16 protein-coding genes are annotated in these 14,848 nt (G+C 65.9%); 9 read left to right on the top strand and 7 right to left on the bottom strand.

Going from position 1 to position 14,848, the window contains the following annotated elements; genetic code table 11:
• Positions 1–111 precede the first annotated feature (111 nt).
• Positions 112–879 carry an IclR family transcriptional regulator gene (locus tag ACFFJ7_RS18375; RefSeq protein WP_377594305.1) on the top strand — a complete coding sequence of 256 codons (768 nt, stop codon included), beginning with the start codon at positions 112–114 and terminating at the stop codon, positions 877–879.
• Positions 880–959: 80 nt separating this feature from the next.
• On the opposite strand, the gene ACFFJ7_RS18370 is transcribed toward ACFFJ7_RS18375, so the two are convergent.
• Together ACFFJ7_RS18370 and ACFFJ7_RS18365 are read right to left on the bottom strand one after the other, a co-directional pair.
• Entirely contained in the window at positions 960–1,427 is a 468-nt protein-coding gene (locus ACFFJ7_RS18370) for a hypothetical protein (RefSeq protein WP_166955709.1), read from the bottom strand.
• Positions 1,424–1,759 (bottom strand): efflux RND transporter permease subunit, encoded by a 336-nt coding sequence (locus ACFFJ7_RS18365; protein WP_246225435.1) that lies wholly within the window; start codon positions 1,757–1,759, stop codon positions 1,424–1,426. The genes ACFFJ7_RS18370 and ACFFJ7_RS18365 overlap by 4 nt, the downstream gene beginning before the upstream one ends.
• A 252-nt stretch (positions 1,760–2,011) precedes the next feature.
• Here ACFFJ7_RS18365 and ACFFJ7_RS18360 point away from each other — a divergent pair, with 252 nt between their 5' ends.
• Positions 2,012–2,626, top strand: coding sequence for an acetate uptake transporter (locus ACFFJ7_RS18360; protein ID WP_166955711.1), 615 nt, complete (start codon positions 2,012–2,014; stop codon positions 2,624–2,626).
• Between the two features lie 146 nt (positions 2,627–2,772).
• Here ACFFJ7_RS18360 and ACFFJ7_RS18355 read toward each other — a convergent pair whose 3' ends face one another.
• Positions 2,773–3,168 (bottom strand): barstar family protein, encoded by a 396-nt coding sequence (locus ACFFJ7_RS18355; protein WP_377594302.1) that lies wholly within the window; start codon positions 3,166–3,168, stop codon positions 2,773–2,775.
• Positions 3,169–3,323: 155 nt separating this feature from the next.
• On the opposite strand from ACFFJ7_RS18355, the gene ACFFJ7_RS18350 reads away from it, so the two are divergent.
• A complete protein-coding gene (locus tag ACFFJ7_RS18350; protein ID WP_377594299.1) occupies positions 3,324–3,725 on the top strand; it encodes a lysozyme inhibitor LprI family protein in 402 nt (133 codons plus the stop codon).
• A 19-nt stretch (positions 3,726–3,744) separates the two neighbouring features.
• Here the strand turns inward: ACFFJ7_RS18350 and ACFFJ7_RS18345 are convergent, their stop codons facing one another.
• On the bottom strand, positions 3,745–4,413 hold the full coding sequence (locus tag ACFFJ7_RS18345; protein ID WP_377594297.1) for a DUF1345 domain-containing protein: 669 nt from the start codon (positions 4,411–4,413) through the stop codon (positions 3,745–3,747).
• A gap of 217 nt (positions 4,414–4,630) precedes the next feature.
• On the opposite strand from ACFFJ7_RS18345, the gene ACFFJ7_RS18340 reads away from it, so the two are divergent.
• The 3 genes from ACFFJ7_RS18340 (at position 4,631) to ACFFJ7_RS18330 (ending at position 7,259) form a co-directional block, all read left to right on the top strand.
• Entirely contained in the window at positions 4,631–5,581 is a 951-nt protein-coding gene (locus ACFFJ7_RS18340) for a DMT family transporter (RefSeq protein WP_377594295.1), read from the top strand.
• Positions 5,582–5,748: 167 nt separating this feature from the next.
• A complete protein-coding gene (locus ACFFJ7_RS18335; protein ID WP_166955716.1) occupies positions 5,749–6,186 on the top strand; it encodes a universal stress protein in 438 nt (145 codons plus the stop codon).
• Positions 6,187–6,224: 38 nt separating this feature from the next.
• Entirely contained in the window at positions 6,225–7,259 is a 1,035-nt protein-coding gene (locus ACFFJ7_RS18330) for a ribose-phosphate diphosphokinase (RefSeq protein WP_377594292.1), read from the top strand.
• Positions 7,260–7,494: 235 nt separating this feature from the next.
• On the opposite strand, the gene ACFFJ7_RS18325 is transcribed toward ACFFJ7_RS18330, so the two are convergent.
• The 3 genes from ACFFJ7_RS18325 to ACFFJ7_RS18315 form a co-directional block, all read right to left on the bottom strand.
• On the bottom strand, positions 7,495–8,244 hold the full coding sequence (locus tag ACFFJ7_RS18325; protein WP_377594289.1) for an SDR family oxidoreductase: 750 nt from the start codon (positions 8,242–8,244) through the stop codon (positions 7,495–7,497).
• Positions 8,245–8,367: 123 nt separating this feature from the next.
• Complete coding sequence (locus ACFFJ7_RS18320; RefSeq protein ID WP_377594287.1) at positions 8,368–9,471, bottom strand: hypothetical protein; 1,104 nt, start codon at positions 9,469–9,471, stop codon at positions 8,368–8,370.
• Between the two features lie 38 nt (positions 9,472–9,509).
• Positions 9,510–9,971: a DUF3775 domain-containing protein gene (locus ACFFJ7_RS18315; protein WP_166955723.1), complete on the bottom strand. Its 462-nt coding sequence runs from the start codon at positions 9,969–9,971 to the stop codon at positions 9,510–9,512.
• A 253-nt stretch (positions 9,972–10,224) separates the two neighbouring features.
• On the opposite strand from ACFFJ7_RS18315, the gene ACFFJ7_RS18310 reads away from it, so the two are divergent.
• The 3 genes from ACFFJ7_RS18310 (at position 10,225) to coaD (ending at position 14,790) form a co-directional block, all read left to right on the top strand.
• The gene (locus tag ACFFJ7_RS18310) at positions 10,225–11,307 is read left to right on the top strand and encodes a MerR family transcriptional regulator (RefSeq protein WP_377594285.1); all 1,083 of its coding nucleotides are present in this window, start codon (positions 10,225–10,227) and stop codon (positions 11,305–11,307) included.
• Between the two features lie 252 nt (positions 11,308–11,559).
• Positions 11,560–14,289, top strand: a complete 2,730-nt coding sequence (gene gyrA / locus ACFFJ7_RS18305) for a DNA gyrase subunit A (RefSeq protein ID WP_246225443.1) — start codon at positions 11,560–11,562, stop codon at positions 14,287–14,289.
• Positions 14,290–14,790 carry a pantetheine-phosphate adenylyltransferase gene (gene coaD / locus ACFFJ7_RS18300; protein ID WP_166955726.1) on the top strand — a complete coding sequence of 167 codons (501 nt, stop codon included), beginning with the start codon at positions 14,290–14,292 and terminating at the stop codon, positions 14,788–14,790. It abuts the gene before it with no gap.
• The last annotated feature ends 58 nt before the right edge of the window (positions 14,791–14,848 follow it).

Below are 14,848 nucleotides of genomic sequence, written 5' to 3'. Positions count from 1 at the left end.
GCCGCGATTGACACGCGCCGCCGAACACGCCACATGAGAAAAAAGGGGCGGTCTTCCGCCCCTTTTTTCAAAGACTTGTCCGTAGCGACTGTATCGCGGGTCCGTGCTGTCATGAACAAGAAGGCATCATCCAATGTTCAGCGCGCCGCTGAGATCCTGATCACCCTCGGCGGCGCGGGCACGGCAGGCATGAGCCTCGCCAGCCTCGCGGAAGCGACGGGTGACGCCAAGTCCGCCGTGCACCGCGCGCTTGTCTCCCTGGCGGAATACGGCCTCGTAGACCAGACCGGCCGGCGCGGCAATTACCGGCTCGGCCCGGCCATCTACGCGCTCGCTCATCGCACGCCGTCCATCAACGATCTGGTGACCGTTTTCCGGCCCGCCCTGATGTCGATCACCGCCGAAACGGGGCTCTCAAGCTTCCTGATGGTGCGGGCGGGGCTCGATACCGTCTGTCTCGACTTCCAGACGGGCGTGATCACGGCGCAATCCCTCATCCAGGGCGTCGGCGGGCGTCTGCCGCTCGGCGTCGGCCTCGCCGGCGTGGTGTTTCTGGCCATGATGCCGTCGGAAGCCTGCGAGCGCGCCCTGAAGATCAACGAGCCGCGCTATGGGGTCTGGAACGTGGACCCCGCCGTGATCCGGGCAGAGATAGCGCAGTTCCGCCGGGACGGTTTCGTCTACGGCCGACGCGACTCCATGGACATCGCCAACCTGACGCTCTCCGTGCCGGCGTATTCAGAACAGCTGTTCAACTGCGAGGCAGCCGTATCCGTGCTGGCCCCCATCGGCGGTCTCAGGGACGATGCCGCAAGCGACATCGCCCGCATCATGCGCCAGCATCTCGACCAGCCTGTCGCTCAGCTGAACGGGCTCTAGAATCTGTCCTGTTTGCGTTGAAAGAGGACAGATTCCTGATTCCTTACTTTGAGCGAATTCTGACCGTAAGAGTTCGCCGATCAGCTATCGCCCGCGCCCCAGAACATGAACGCGCCGACATCGCCGGGCAGATCGTTACGGTAGTCCAGAATCTCGATGCGCAGGCCATAGCCCAGCGGCTTCAGGTGCTCTCGCCAGAGGTTATACATGACCAATGGCTGTCCGCGCAGAGAGTCCGGCCAGTCCGCGTCGCCGGCGATGATCGCCCTGCCGCGATCCGCGAGTACTTCGCTCGGGAAGCGGTAAACGAGAGTCTCGATCAGGCCTCGTTCGCTGGCAGAGCGGATCAGGATCGCGACATGCCGCACGGCTTCGTCGACCTTGAAGTCGTCCGGCAACAGAAGAGATTCGACGAGTTCCGCGCGGGCGACTGAAATATCGCCGCTTGCCCGAAACCGGCGCAGGCGCTCCTGTTCGGCCTCGCGTTTTTGCCGTGCGTTTTGCGCGGTCTCTGTCGCTGTAGGGAATATTAGGTCTCGTGATGTCATAACATATCTCCTACGCTCTCCTCGGCTGTCTGGATCAGGATGACGGCGTTGCGGATGATCATGCCCGAGAGCGCGATGATGCCGCGTTGCGCCACAAATCCCATGGGCGCGCCTGTCGGCTGCAGCGCGGCCACGATGCCGACGACGCCGAAGCGGGTCATCAGGATGGCAAGTCCCATGCGGCTGAGGCTCTGAAGCTGCATCATGAGCAGGGTGATAATGACGATCAGCTTGACCGGGATGGCCGCGAAAACCGAGGAACTTCCCTTTTCCGATTTCTCCACGGCGCTGCCCGTCTCGATCGAATGCCCCATTGGCAGCGTCGCGCGCATCCCGCCGGGTTTTTCATTTACCCGCGGCATGACGCACAGGCGCGTGCCATCAATGAACATGTTTATTGAACGTGTTTATTGACTTGTCAAGCCCTCTTCCCCGGGGACATGGCGCAACAGGCTCTCCCCACCAGCCGGCGGCTGCGATACGTGACTCCCCAAAATTAAACCGTCACCACCACCCGGTATAAGTCCCGAACTGGAAACGCCGCTTTTTCCGAAGCCACTCAATTCCAGGGACGTCCCATGAATATGACCCTCGCTTCACAGTCTCCCCCAATTGCAGCCGCGCCTGTCGCCACGCCCGAAGTGACCAGGCACGGCAACCCGGCTGTCGTCGGCCTGGCAGGCTTCGGCATGGCCACGCTGCTTCTGCAATTCCACAATGTCGGGTGGGTCTCGCTTGGTCCAGTGATCTGGCTTGGCATCGTGTTCGGCGGTCTGGCGCAGCTCATCGCCGGTTTGCAGGAAGCGAAGACCGGCAACAATTTCGGCTACAGCGCCTTCACGTCCTATGGCTCCTTCTGGATCGCGCTCAGCCTCATCCAGATCGCCAGCGCGATGGATCTCTTTCCGGTCAGCGCCTCGGACTTGGGCTGGTTCCTCGTCGTCTGGACGATCTATACGGCGATCATGACGATAGGCGCCATGCGCATCAGCGCCGGGCTCGGACTCGTCTTCATTACGCTGCTGATCGGCTTCATCCTGCTGGTCATCGGGCATTTCGGCGCGCCCGTCTTCAATGTCATCGCCGGTTACGAGCTGATGATCTGCTCGGCTCTCGCGCTCTATGTCATGGCGCATACGATCTTCATCGATGTTTTCGGCTATGACGTCCTGCCGGTCGGAAAGCCGCTGCTCCGTTGACGCAAACTGCCCTGGCGGCGTCGACACTGCGGATGTCCGCCACGGCGTGCCCGCGCATCGCGCGCGGGCGGTCTGTCGGTGTCATCTCATGTGGAGACCATGCATCGGAACGGACACCAAAGGTAATCGCTGAATGCGGACAATCCTTAACGGGCAAGCAGTTCGATATGGGGATGGCCGGCGATGATCTGCAGCACGATTTCGAAGTATGTCGGGCCGGCGCCCCTTTCCAGTGCGTCGAGGTCTCTGCTTATCCGTTCGAGATCGAAGATTTCGGGGCGCCTCAGCTTCTCGCGATAGAATTCCCGTGTCGCCTCGAATCCCAGGTCGGCCCTGTTCTTGTCCATGTTCTGCCAGATCAGAACGACGGGCTCGTCGCCTTTGGCGGCGCCATAATCTCCGTAGAGCATGTCGTCCAGCGCATCCAGGCTCGGGCCGAGTTTCCAGTCTTCCCCAGCCATGAATACACGATTGATCTCCTCGTAGAGCGAGGGAATGTCGCTGATGGCGTTGCCATCGATGGTCAGGATCTTCTTCGACATCCGGTCCTGCACAGCCTCACCGGGCCGTCTGCACAAAAAGGGAAGAGATACCCCGCGCCGGCCTCGCCCGACTATAGCATACTGCGGTCAGAATTTCCGGCCGGAAGCCACGCGGACCCCGGCGGGGTTTCCAACGTACATTCAGGAGACACAACGTGAGACGATTTTCCGGACTGGCGCTTTCAGCCATCGCATTTCTGGTTGCCGCGAGCGGATCGGCGCTGGCCGATGCCACGTATGACCAGTGCATCGCCAAGGCGGACGGCACGAATACCGCGTGGGCGCAATGCGGCGGCGATTGGGTCGCGCGCGAGGATGCCAAGTTGAACAAGGTATGGCACCAGGTTTACGGCCAGACGGACGGCCAGACCAAGACCGATCTGCTGGCGGAGCAGCGTCTCTGGAACGCCTACAAGGAATCGTCCTGTAACTTCTATGCCAACGGCGATTGGGGGCGGGAAGGGCAGGTGCTGAACTTCAGCGAGTGCCGCGCGAAGGTCATCGCTGCCCGAACCGGCGAATTGCAGGAATACGGCAGGTTCTTCTCGCCGAAATGAGCCGGACGCGCCCGCCGCGTCATCCTCCTCCGCCGCCCAGCACGTTGATGCTGAAGGCGATGATGCCCAGGTTGAAGATGAAGGCCGCGATGCAGTGCACCGTCACGGCCATGCGCAGGCGGGAGTCGGTGACCGCGACGTCCGAGGTCTGGAAGGCCATGCCGAGGCAGAAGGCGAAGTACACGAAGTCGACGTAATTGGGCTCGGGTGTTCCGGGGAAAGACAGTCCGCCCCGGTCCTTGCCCTCGTCGCCGGAGGTGTAGAACAGGTGCGCGTAGTGCAGCGTGTAGATGGCGTTGCTGAACGCCCACGCCAGCATGAGCGTCGCGACGATCAGGGCGATGGTGAGCGGGTCGCGGGCGCCGCCCTGCGTCAGGATGCTGGCCACGGCGGCGAGGATGACGAGGGTGACGAGGCTGGTCAGCGCGAGCAGGCCGGCCCGGTTGGCGTCGTTGAACTTGGCCGCCGTGCGCATCTCGCTCGGCTCGTTGTCGAGCAGCGGCCAGCACGATGCGAGGAAGAGCAGCGCGGCGGCATCGAAACCGGCCATGAAGCCGAGCCGCCAGCCGAGGACCGGGATCGCCACTGCGCCCGCTACCAGCAGAATGATGGCGAACGCGATGAACCGGGGTGGCGCGATGATGTTCCCCACCCGCCGGCGGCTTGCCGCCGCGTTACGGTTAGACATGGATACGACTCCGCCAGCAAACAGGTCTTGTCGGTTTATCCCGGAAAGCCGGCCGTCCCGCAATGGGCTCCGGCGGGGAAGGGCGAATTTCCGGCGCCGATGATACCGGCGGTTGATGACGGCAATCCGGATGCATAATAAGAACTCCTGACAAAGGTTCTTAACAAGCCCACGGCACGGTTCCGGTTTTCGGCCCGCCGCCCGGGCGGAGATGCAGATGTCGGACGGAAAAAGGACGTTGGCGGGAATCGCGTGCGGCATGGCCGCTGGTGCGCTGTGGGGGCTGGTGTTCCTCGCGCCGGAGCTTGTGCGCGACTTCGGCCCGCTTCATCTCGCCGCGGGTCGCTATCTCTTTTACGGCCTGATCTCCGCCATCCTGATCGCGCCGCGCTGGCGCAGGCTCGCGCAGAATCTGACGCGGCGGGAATGGCTGGCGCTGGCGTGGCTCGCCCTGGCCGGCAACACGCTCTACTATATCCTGCTGGTGAGCGCGGTGCAGACGGGCGGCATCGCCATGACGTCCCTCGTCATCGGCTTCCTGCCGGTCGCGGTGACGATCGTCGGGAGCCGGGACCGGGATGCCGTGCCGCTGCGGCGGCTCGTGCCGTCGCTCCTGCTGTGCGTCGCCGGCGTCGTCTGCATCGGCTGGCAGGCGCTGGCGGTGCCGGTATCCGGCTCCCCCGGCGCGCAGGTTGCGGGGCTGCTGTGCGCCATCGGCGCCCTCGTGTCGTGGACTGCCTTCGCCGTCGGCAACAGTCGCTGGCTGGCGCGCCTCGACAACGTCTCGGGCCATGACTGGAACCTGCTCACGGGCGTGGTGACGGGCGTGCAGGCGCTCGTTCTCGTTCCGCTGGCCTTCGCTTTCGGCAGCGGCGGCCACTCCCCGGCGGCGTGGGCGCAGCTTGCCGCGATATGCGCGGGCGTGGCGCTGCTCGCGTCCATTGTCGGTAACGTGTTCTGGAACCGGATGAGCAGGCTGCTGCCGCTGACGCTCGTCGGCCAGATGATCCTGTTCGAGACGCTGTTCGCGCTGGTCTACGGTTTCCTGTGGGAGCAGCGTCTGCCCACCCCCCTTGAGAGCGCGGCCTTCGCGCTGGTCGTCCTGAGCGTCGTCTCATGCATTTCGGCGCACAGGAAGCCTGCGGCCGTGGCGGCAAGTGCGGCGTGATGCAGGAATGATTCCCGTTGATCGACGTCAATTAGCTGGCGTCGGCTTTGTGAGATCGTACAGGGGGAAAAGTAAATCGGAAGACAGCACTGTAAACTCCCCATGCGATGACGGTGGGCCGGTGTGCTTGGCCGCCGATGCTCCGGATCAATGTTACGGAGACGATGATGTTCAGCCATATTCTGATTCCCGACGACGGCTCGCCACTGTCCACCACGGCGATGCAGGCAGCGCTGGAATTCGCCCGGGACGCGGGCGCGAAGGTGACGGTGCTGACGGTGATCGAGCCTTACAGCATCTTCACGGCCTCGCCGGAGCAGCTTGAATCGACGCGCGCGGAGTATGAGAGGCTGTCACGCACGCAGGCGGGGAACATCCTCGCGGCGGCGGAACGCGAGGCCAAGCGGCTCGGCGTGCCGTGCGAGGCGGTGCAGACCGAGAGCGACGATCCCTATCTCGCCATCATCGAGACGGCCGCGCAGCGCGGGTGCGATCTCATCGCCATGGCCTCGCATGGCAGGCGCGGGATCAGCGCTCTGGTGCTTGGCAGCGTTGCGCAGAAGGTGCTGACGTATTCGACCGTTCCCGTTCTCGTCTACAGGTGAGGGCGCCCGCGCGGGGGGCATTCGGGAGGTGAGGGACAATGCAGGCTTGCGCTTCCCGGGCTCCGGCGCCCGCCGTCTTTCCGTCCGCCGCGCCGGGGCGGCTGCTGTTTTTCGCGCTGGCGGGGAGCGACGGGTTCGGCCGGTCGGTCGCGCAGGTGCTCGGCGTGGATGTCGCTGCCCATGAGGAGCGCGAATTCGAGGACGGGGAGCACAAGATCAGGCCGCTGGTGCCGGTCGCCGGCGCTGATGTCTACGTCCTGCACAGTCTCCACGGCGGGCCGCTCGCCAGCGCCAACGACAAGCTCTGCCGGCTGCTGTTCTTCATCGCGGCGCTGAAGGACGCAGGCGCGGCGCGCGTCACCGCCGTGGTGCCCTATCTGTGCTATGCGCGCAAGGACCGCCGGACCAAGCCGTCCGATCCGGTGACGACGCGCTATGTCGCCGCCCTGTTCGAGGCCGTGGGTGCCGACGCCGTGGTCACGCTGGAAGTCCACAACGAAACGGCGTTCGAGAACGCCTTCCGCTGCCGGGCGGTGGCGCTGACGTCGGCGCCCGTCCTCATCGCGCAGGTCCGGCAGCTCGTCGGTGCGGAGCCGCTTGCCGTCGTCTCTCCCGATCTCGGCGGCGCCAAGCGCGCCGACCTCTTCCGCGAGGCTCTGGAACGCGCGATCGGCCGGCCGGTGGGCAAGGCATTCGTGGAGAAGCACCGCAGCGGCGGTGTCGTCTCCGGCGATCTTTTCGCCGGGAACGTGCGCGATGCCACGTGCATCGTCGTCGACGATCTCGTCAGCACCGGCGGCACGCTGGTGCGTGCAGCGCACGCCGCGCTGCACGGCGGTGCCGGCTGCGTGATCGCCTGCGTGGCGCACGGTCTGTTCATGGAAGGGGCGTCCGAGGCCCTTGCCGATCCGGCGATCCGGCGCATCATCACGACGGACACGGTTCCCCCGTTCCGCCTGCCGGCAGGCGCCGTCCGCGACAAGCTCGACGTGGCAAGCGCCGCGCCGCTGTTCGCCGAGGCGATCCGCAGGCTGCACGGCAACGAACCGCTGACGGACCTCAACGTTTTCTAGAGCGCGTTCCGATCCGATGGAATCATCTGATCGATCAGAATTCGCTCAAAATAAGAAATCTAGAATCTGTCCTGTTTCAACATAAACAGGACAGATTCTAGAGCGCGTTCCGATCCGATGGAATCATCTGATCGGAACGCGCTCTAAAACAGGCGGATAGGGCGGCGGTGCGTTTCGGCCTGAATGTCCGGCGCTCCGGCTTCCCGCAGCAGCCTCGTGGAGCCCCTTCCTTCCGTTACTTGACGGCGGCGTTGCCACCGTCGGCGAACAGGGCTGAGCCGGCGACAAAGCTCGACATGGGGCTTGCAAGGAACAATGCGGCCCGGGCGATCTCTTCCGGCTGCGCGATCCGCTTCATGGCATGCAGACCGGCGGCCCATTCCTTCTGGGCCTGATCGCCCGCCATGGCCGTGTCGACGCCGCCGGGCAGGAGTGCGTTCGCCCTGATGCCTTTTTCTGCATAGTCCGCGGTGATTCCCTTCACCAGTCCCATGAGCCCCGCTTTCGCGGCCGCGTAAACCGCCATGCCGGGTAGCCCGACGCTTGTGCCGACGAAGCTCGATGTAAAGATGATCGAACCGCTTCCCCGTGCGAGCATCGCTGGAATCTGGCAGCGGCTGGCGAGGAAGGCAGCCGTCAGATTGGCGGCAAGCGTCTCCTGCCATTCCGACACTGCGACATCCGCGAGGAGCCGCACGGGGCCGGTGGTTCCCGCGTTGTTGAATGCGATGTCGAGGCCGCCGAAGGCCCCCGTGGCTTCGGCAACCAGCTTCCGGTGCGTTTCCGGCAGGCTGACATCGCCGGCCACGATACGCGCTTTTCCGCCCCGGGCGCGAATGGTCTCCGCCACTTCATTGAGGCCTTTTTCGCCTCTGGCATTCAGGATGACGGCTGCTCCCTCGGCGCTGAACAGCAGCGCGGCGGCGCGGCCGATCCCCGACGATGCGCCCGTGACGACGGCGACCTTGTTCTGCAACATGCCCATGATTGACCTCCAATGAACGGGAGGCCGGACTTTCGCGATAGCCGGGCGCCACGCCAACCCGTTTCTTGCGGTCGAATCTGGCCTGTTGTTTCAGGCAAGCGGTGTTTTTGGCCAAGGGTTGTTTCAGGCAAGCGCGGAGACCGGCCGGGCTCTCACCCGGACTGTTGCGTTGTGCAGTCTTTCGAGATGCCCGGCATCCCCCGCCGCCAGTTTCAGATAGGCGCGCGCCTGCCGCGGCCATTTCTCCGGCGTTCGCGGCCTGGCATCCAGCAGATGCGCGATGGACAACCTCGCCCGCAGCATGGCCCGCTGGCTGCGGTAGAACTGGAACAGGCCGGGGGCGCGGTCTTCGCCCAGCATGGGCGCGAGACGCCGGCGGATGCGCTCGCCCGCCCAGCGGGCGCCGAGCCGTTCGCATTCCAGATGCAGAAAGGCTACTTCGTCCAGCGGGTCCAGTGCGCGCAGGTGGGGATCGAATTCGAGGCAGTCGATGATCGTCACCGGGCGCGTCAGCCAGATATGCTCGGGGCGCAGGTCGCCGTGGGCGTCTACGATGCGCCCGGCCAGCACCCGCGCCGCCAGCAGCCCGGCGCGCTCGCGCAGGAAGCGGCGCTGCACGGCGGCGATACGGTCGATGAGGCCCGTGTGCAGGCCGAAACGCGGGTTGCAGAGGATGTGCCGGTTGAGGCGCGTCGCCGTGCGCCAGTCCGCTAGGCAGCGTTCCGGCGTGACGGGCACATGGCTGGCGTGGCGGTAGAAGCGTTTCAGCGTGGCGGCGATGCGCTCCGCGTGCACCGGCTGCAACTGCCCCGCCAGCAGCACCGCTTCCAGACAGGCTCCGGCGTCGAGCCGGCGCATGACGACGAGCCAGTCCACCACCTCGCCGTCGCCATCGATGGCGAGGCCGGCGTGAGAGGCGGCGAGCGGCACGACGGCGAGATACACGTCCGGCGCCAGCCGCAGGTTAAGCCTGTGCTCGGCGCGGCAGGCCGCCGCGCGCCGCCCGAGCGTCGAGAAATCGAGATAGGGAAAGCGCACCGGCTTCTTGAGCTTGTAGACACGTTCGTCCGTCAGGAAGACCCATGACATATGGGTTTCACGCGCCTCGACCGCGCGCGTGCCCTCCGCATAACTGCGCGGGTCGCGGAGAAACGCAACCTTCTCATCAAGCCGGACCTCCGGCCGGGAGGGCTGTGCGGTGCGGAGATGTCCGGGCGTCTCGGCCATGTGCGCACTCTTCGGATCGACCCGCCTCAGCGCGCCGCCTACAGCCGGGAGGTTTCGAATTCCTCGCAGGAGTAGCCGAGTATGGCCAGCCCCTCTTCGAGGAAGTCGCCGACGAGCGGCGTGCCGAGCAGATATTCGGCCGTGCGCTTGTTGTGCGCGCCGGCGGCCTCCTCGCGCACGCCCGGCCAGTCCTCCGCCGAGTAGTCGTCGCGGCCGAGCCAGGTGAGGGCCACGAGATCGACCTGCTCGTCCTCCGACAGCGCGCGGATGAACGCGGTCAGCTCCTGCGCGACCGGGTCGTCCCCGTGGCTCTCCAGAATCGCGACGCCCATGTCGTCGGCGGGGTTCGAGCCGGGATCGGGTTCCGTCACCTCGTCCTTGGCGTCGAACTCCCGCGCCTTGATGATGATGAAGCAGACCTTCTCCGGGGAGATCGTGAGCACCGTGCCGTCGTCGCCTTCGCCTTCGGTGTCTTCCGTCTGTGTCGATTTCGCCTGCATGATTCATTCCTCCATGAGGGGAACTGGCCGCCCGGCCCACCTGTATCGTCGCCGATTCCCCCGGGTCGGTACAGGCTCCGCGCTTCATTCTTGAGCGGTTTCGCGACGCCCCGCCGGAAAACGCTCCGGTCATGCTAGGCGAGGATGCGGCGCGCCGTCGTTGAGGCAGGTCAAGCCGGATTCTTTTCTGGAAATAGCCTCTTGAGCCGTACCCAAGGTCATACCGTACAACGCAAAGAGTGAGGAGGCCACGATGACGAAGCGCAGGGAAGATGTCTTGCTGACAGCCGCGGAATGCGCGGAACGCATGGGGCTGACGGTGCGCGCCCTTCGCGTCTACGAGCGTCAGGGCCTCGTCGCGCCGCGGAGAACGCAGAAGAACTGGCGGCTCTACGGCCCCGCCGAAATCGCGCGGCTCGCCGAGATCGTCGCCCTCAAGCGGCTGGGGCTCAGCCTGTCCGGGATCGCGCGGTTGCTGTCGGGGCAGGGAGCCGACCTCGACGGCCTGCTGGCGATGCAGCAGCAGACTCTGCAAGACCTGCGCGAGCGCGCGGAACGCGGGCTTCGCCTCGTCGGCTCCCTGCGGGCGAAGATCGCGGCCGGCGCGCTCCTCTCTACCGATGAACTCTTGACACTCGCAAAGGAGACCAACATGACCGACACATCGCAGGACGCCATCGCCTGGCATCGTTACGAACAGGCGAGGCCGCGGACCGAAATCCGGCTCGATCCCGTGCTCTACGCCGATTACGCCGGCCACTACCTCCTCGCCGACGGCATCGGCCTCGTCGTCACGCGCAAGGAGGACCGCCTGTTCGTCCGCGTGACGGGCCAGCCCGAGGTGGAGGCTTTTCCGTACGCGCAGGATGCCTTCTTTCTCAAGGTGGTGCCGGCCCAGATCGTCTTCACGCGGGGGGCGGGCGGCGTCGTGTCCGGCCTCGTCCTGCACCAGAACGGCTATGAGCAGCCGGCCGCCCGCGTCGGCGAGGAGATCACCCGCAACATCGAGGAGGCGCTCGCCGCGCGGGTGAAAAACGGGACGCCGCTGCCGGACGGCGAGGCGCTGCTGCGCAGTGTCATCGCGGAGCACCGGCTCGGCGAGCCGGACTATGACGGCATGACGCCGCCGCTCGCCGCCCTCGCGCGCGAGCAGGCCGGTGCGATCCGGGACGAGCTTGAGCGGCTGGGGCAGCTGCAGGGCCTCTCTTTCAAGGGCGTCAGCCCGATGGGCTGGGACGTCTACGACGTGCGCTTCGAGAACGGCGGGCAGGAGTGGGGCTTCACGCTGGCGGCCGACGGCCGCTTCGCCGGCCTCTACGCCGGCCCGTCGCTCTGAGGCCACCGCGGCCGCCGGATCGGCCCCGCCAAGGCAACCCCCTCGGGCGATTGCGGTTCTTCCACGCGATAGTCCGGCCTTTCGTCCTGCCGTGGTGGTAATTTTCCGCCGGATGGTTTAGACGGGAGTCGCTCCAGTCACAGGTGGTATTCCGGAAGGCTTTCCTTGGCAGACGATTTGGCAGACGACAACGACAATCCCGGCGCGGGCGCGCCGGGGGGGGATATCAAGCCGGTCTCGATCATCGACGAGATGAAGCGCAGCTACCTCGATTACGCCATGAGCGTGATCGTCAGCCGCGCCCTTCCGGACCTGCGTGACGGCCTGAAGCCGGTGCACCGACGCATCCTCTATTCGATGCACGAGAACGGCTACACGCCGGACAAGAAATACGTCAAGTCGGCGCGCATCGTCGGCGACGTCATGGGTCAATATCACCCCCATGGCGACGCCTCGATCTATGACGCGCTGGTGCGCATGGCGCAGGACTTCTCCATGCGCCTGCCACTCGTGGACGGGCAGGGCAACTTCGGCTCCGTCGACGGCGATCCGGCGGCGGCCATGCGCTACACCGAGTCGCGCCTCGCCCGGCCGGCGATGGCCATCATCGAGGATATCGACAAGGACACGGTCGACTTCCGCCCCAACTACGACGAGTCGAAGCTGGAGCCGGTCGTGCTGCCGGCGCGCTTTCCCAACCTGCTCGTCAATGGCGCCGGCGGCATCGCCGTGGGCATGGCGACCAACATCCCGCCGCACAATCTCGGCGAGGTGGTGGACGCCTGCATCGCCTATATCGCCGATCCCGAAATCACGCTGGAGCAGCTCGTCGAGATCGTGCCGGGGCCGGACTTTCCCACCGGCGCGGCGATCCTCGGCCGTGCCGGCATCCGCTCCGCGTACGCCACCGGGCGTGGCTCCATCATCATGCGGGCGAAGAGCCGCATCGAGGAAATCCGCAAGGACCGCGAAGCCATCATCGTCACCGAAATTCCCTATCAGGTGAACAAGGCGACGCTCGTGGAGCGCATCGGCGAGCTGGTGCGCGAGAAGAAGGTGGAGGGCATCGCGGAACTGCGCGACGAGTCGGACCGCGAGGGCATGCGCATCGTCATCGAGCTGAAGCGCGACGCCGTGGGCGACGTGGTGCTGAACCAGCTCTACCGCTTCACGGCCCTGCAGTCGAGTTTCGGCGCCAACATGGTGGCGCTCAACGGCGGCCGGCCGGAGCTGCTGACGCTGCGCGACATGATCTCCGCCTTCGTCGACTTCCGCGAGGACGTGGTGGCGCGGCGCACGCGCTTCCTGCTCAACAAGGCGCGCGATCGCGCCCATGTGCTGGTTGGCCTCGCGATCGCGGTCGCCAATATCGACGAGGTCATCCGCCTCATCCGCACCTCGCCCGATCCCAACACCGCGCGCGAGGCGCTGATGACGCGCGACTGGCCGGCGCGGGACGTGGAGGCGCTCATCGTGCTCATCGCCGATCCGCGTCATTTCGTGCAGGCGGACGGTACCTACAAGCTGTCGGAAACGCAGGCGCGCGCCATTCTCGACCTGCGCCTGCAGCGCCTCACCGCGCTCGGCCGCGACGAAATCTCGGACGAACTGAACAAGCTCGCCGCCGAGATCGCCGATTATCTCGATATCCTGCGCTCGCGGGAGCGGATTCTCGGCATTGTGCGCGATGAACTCATCGCCGTGCGCGACGCTTTCGCGACCCCGCGCCGCACCGAGATTGTGGAATGGGATTCCGATGTCGACGACGAGGACCTGATCCAGCGCGAGGATATGGTGGTCACCGTCTCGCACGCCGGCTACATCAAGCGCGTGCCGCTCTCCACCTATCGCGCGCAGCGGCGCGGCGGCAAGGGGCGCGCGGCCATGCAGACGCGCGACGAGGATTTCGTCACGCGGCTCTTCGTCGCCAACACGCACACGCCGGTGCTTTTCTTCTCCTCGCGCGGGCAGGTCTACAAGGAAAAGGTCTGGCGGATGCCGCTCTCCGCGCCCAACGCGCGCGGCAAGGCGCTGGTGAACATCCTGCCGCTCACGGAGGGCGAGCGGATCACCACCATCATGCCGCTGCCGGAGGACGAGGCCGGCTGGGATGCGCTCGATGTGATGTTCGCCACCGCGTCCGGCGGCGTGCGGCGCAACAAGCTCTCCGATTTCGTGCAGGTGAACCGCGCCGGCAAGATCGCCATGAAGCTCGACGAGGGCGACCAGATCGTCGACGTGCAGATCAGCACCGAGGCCGACGACGTGCTGCTGACCACGGCGCTGGGGCAGGCGATCCGCTTCCCCACGTCGGATGTGCGGGTGTTCAAGGGCCGTGACTCCACCGGTGTGCGCGGTATAGCGCTGGCGGCGGACGACCGGGTGATATCCATGTCCATCCTGCGCCATGTCGAGGCGAGCGCCGAGGAGCGCGTCGCCTATCTCAGGCTCGCCAACGCCGCGCGCCGCGCGGCCACCGGCGAGGCGGACGACGGCACGGAAGCCGGCGAGGCCGTTCAGGAGGATATCGGGCCGGACGAGGCTCAGGAGGAAGGTACCCGGGAGGAGGGCGCGTTCGAGGGGCGCTTGCAGGACTTCGCCCTCGGGCAGGAGCGCTACGCGGCGCTCGGCGCGGCGGAGCAGTTCGTGCTCACCATTTCGCAGAATGGCTATGGCAAGCGCACGTCCGCCTACGAGTACCGGACGACCGGGCGCGGCGGCAAGGGCATCGTCGCCATGGCGGTGAACGGGCGAAACGGCCCTCTGGTGGCTTCCTTCCCGGTGGAGACGTCGGACCAGATCATGCTCGTCACCGATGGCGGGCAGCTGATCCGCGTGCCGGTGGACGGCATCAGGCTCACCGGCCGCTCCGCGCAGGGCGTGATCGTGTTCAACACTTCCGCAGACGAGCGCGTGGTTTCGGTCGAGCGCGTCTCGGAGGACGGGGAAGAAGGCGAAAGCGACGGCGAGGGAGACATCTGAATGGCAGGCGTGGCGATCTATGCAGGGTCGTTCGATCCGGTGACGAACGGCCACATCGACGTGATGCGCGGCGCTGTGCTGGTTGCCGACAAGGTGGTGATCGCCATCGGCATCCACCCCGGCAAGACGCCGCTGTTCACCGCACAGGAGCGCGCCGTCATGCTGCACGAGGAATGCGCGCCGATCGCGGCGGCGGCGGGCGTGGCGTTCGAGGTGACGACTTTCGACGATCTCGTGGTGTCCGCCGCCCGCCGTCTCGGCGCGTCGCTGCTCATTCGCGGCGTGCGCGACGGCACGGACCTCGACTACGAAATGCAGATGGCGGGCATGAACGACGCCATGGCGCCGGATATCCAGACGGTGTTCCTGCCCGCGTCGTCCCGCACCCGCCACATCACGGCGACGCTCGTGCGCCAGATCGCCAGGATGGGCGGCGACGTGTCGCAGTTCGTGCCCGGGCGCGTCGCGCAGCGGCTGCGGGAACGGATCGCGGCTGGTTGAGCCTTTCCGGGGGTTGCTCCGGATCATTTCTCTGTCATCCGGCTGCGTGATAGGTTGC

Origin of the sequence: Pseudochelatococcus lubricantis (assembly GCF_042432495.1) — a bacterium.
GTDB lineage: Bacteria > Pseudomonadota > Alphaproteobacteria > Rhizobiales > Beijerinckiaceae > Pseudochelatococcus > Pseudochelatococcus lubricantis.
The sequence above is the reverse complement of the archived record's forward strand: the minus strand, read 5'-3'. Positions and strand labels throughout refer to the sequence as shown.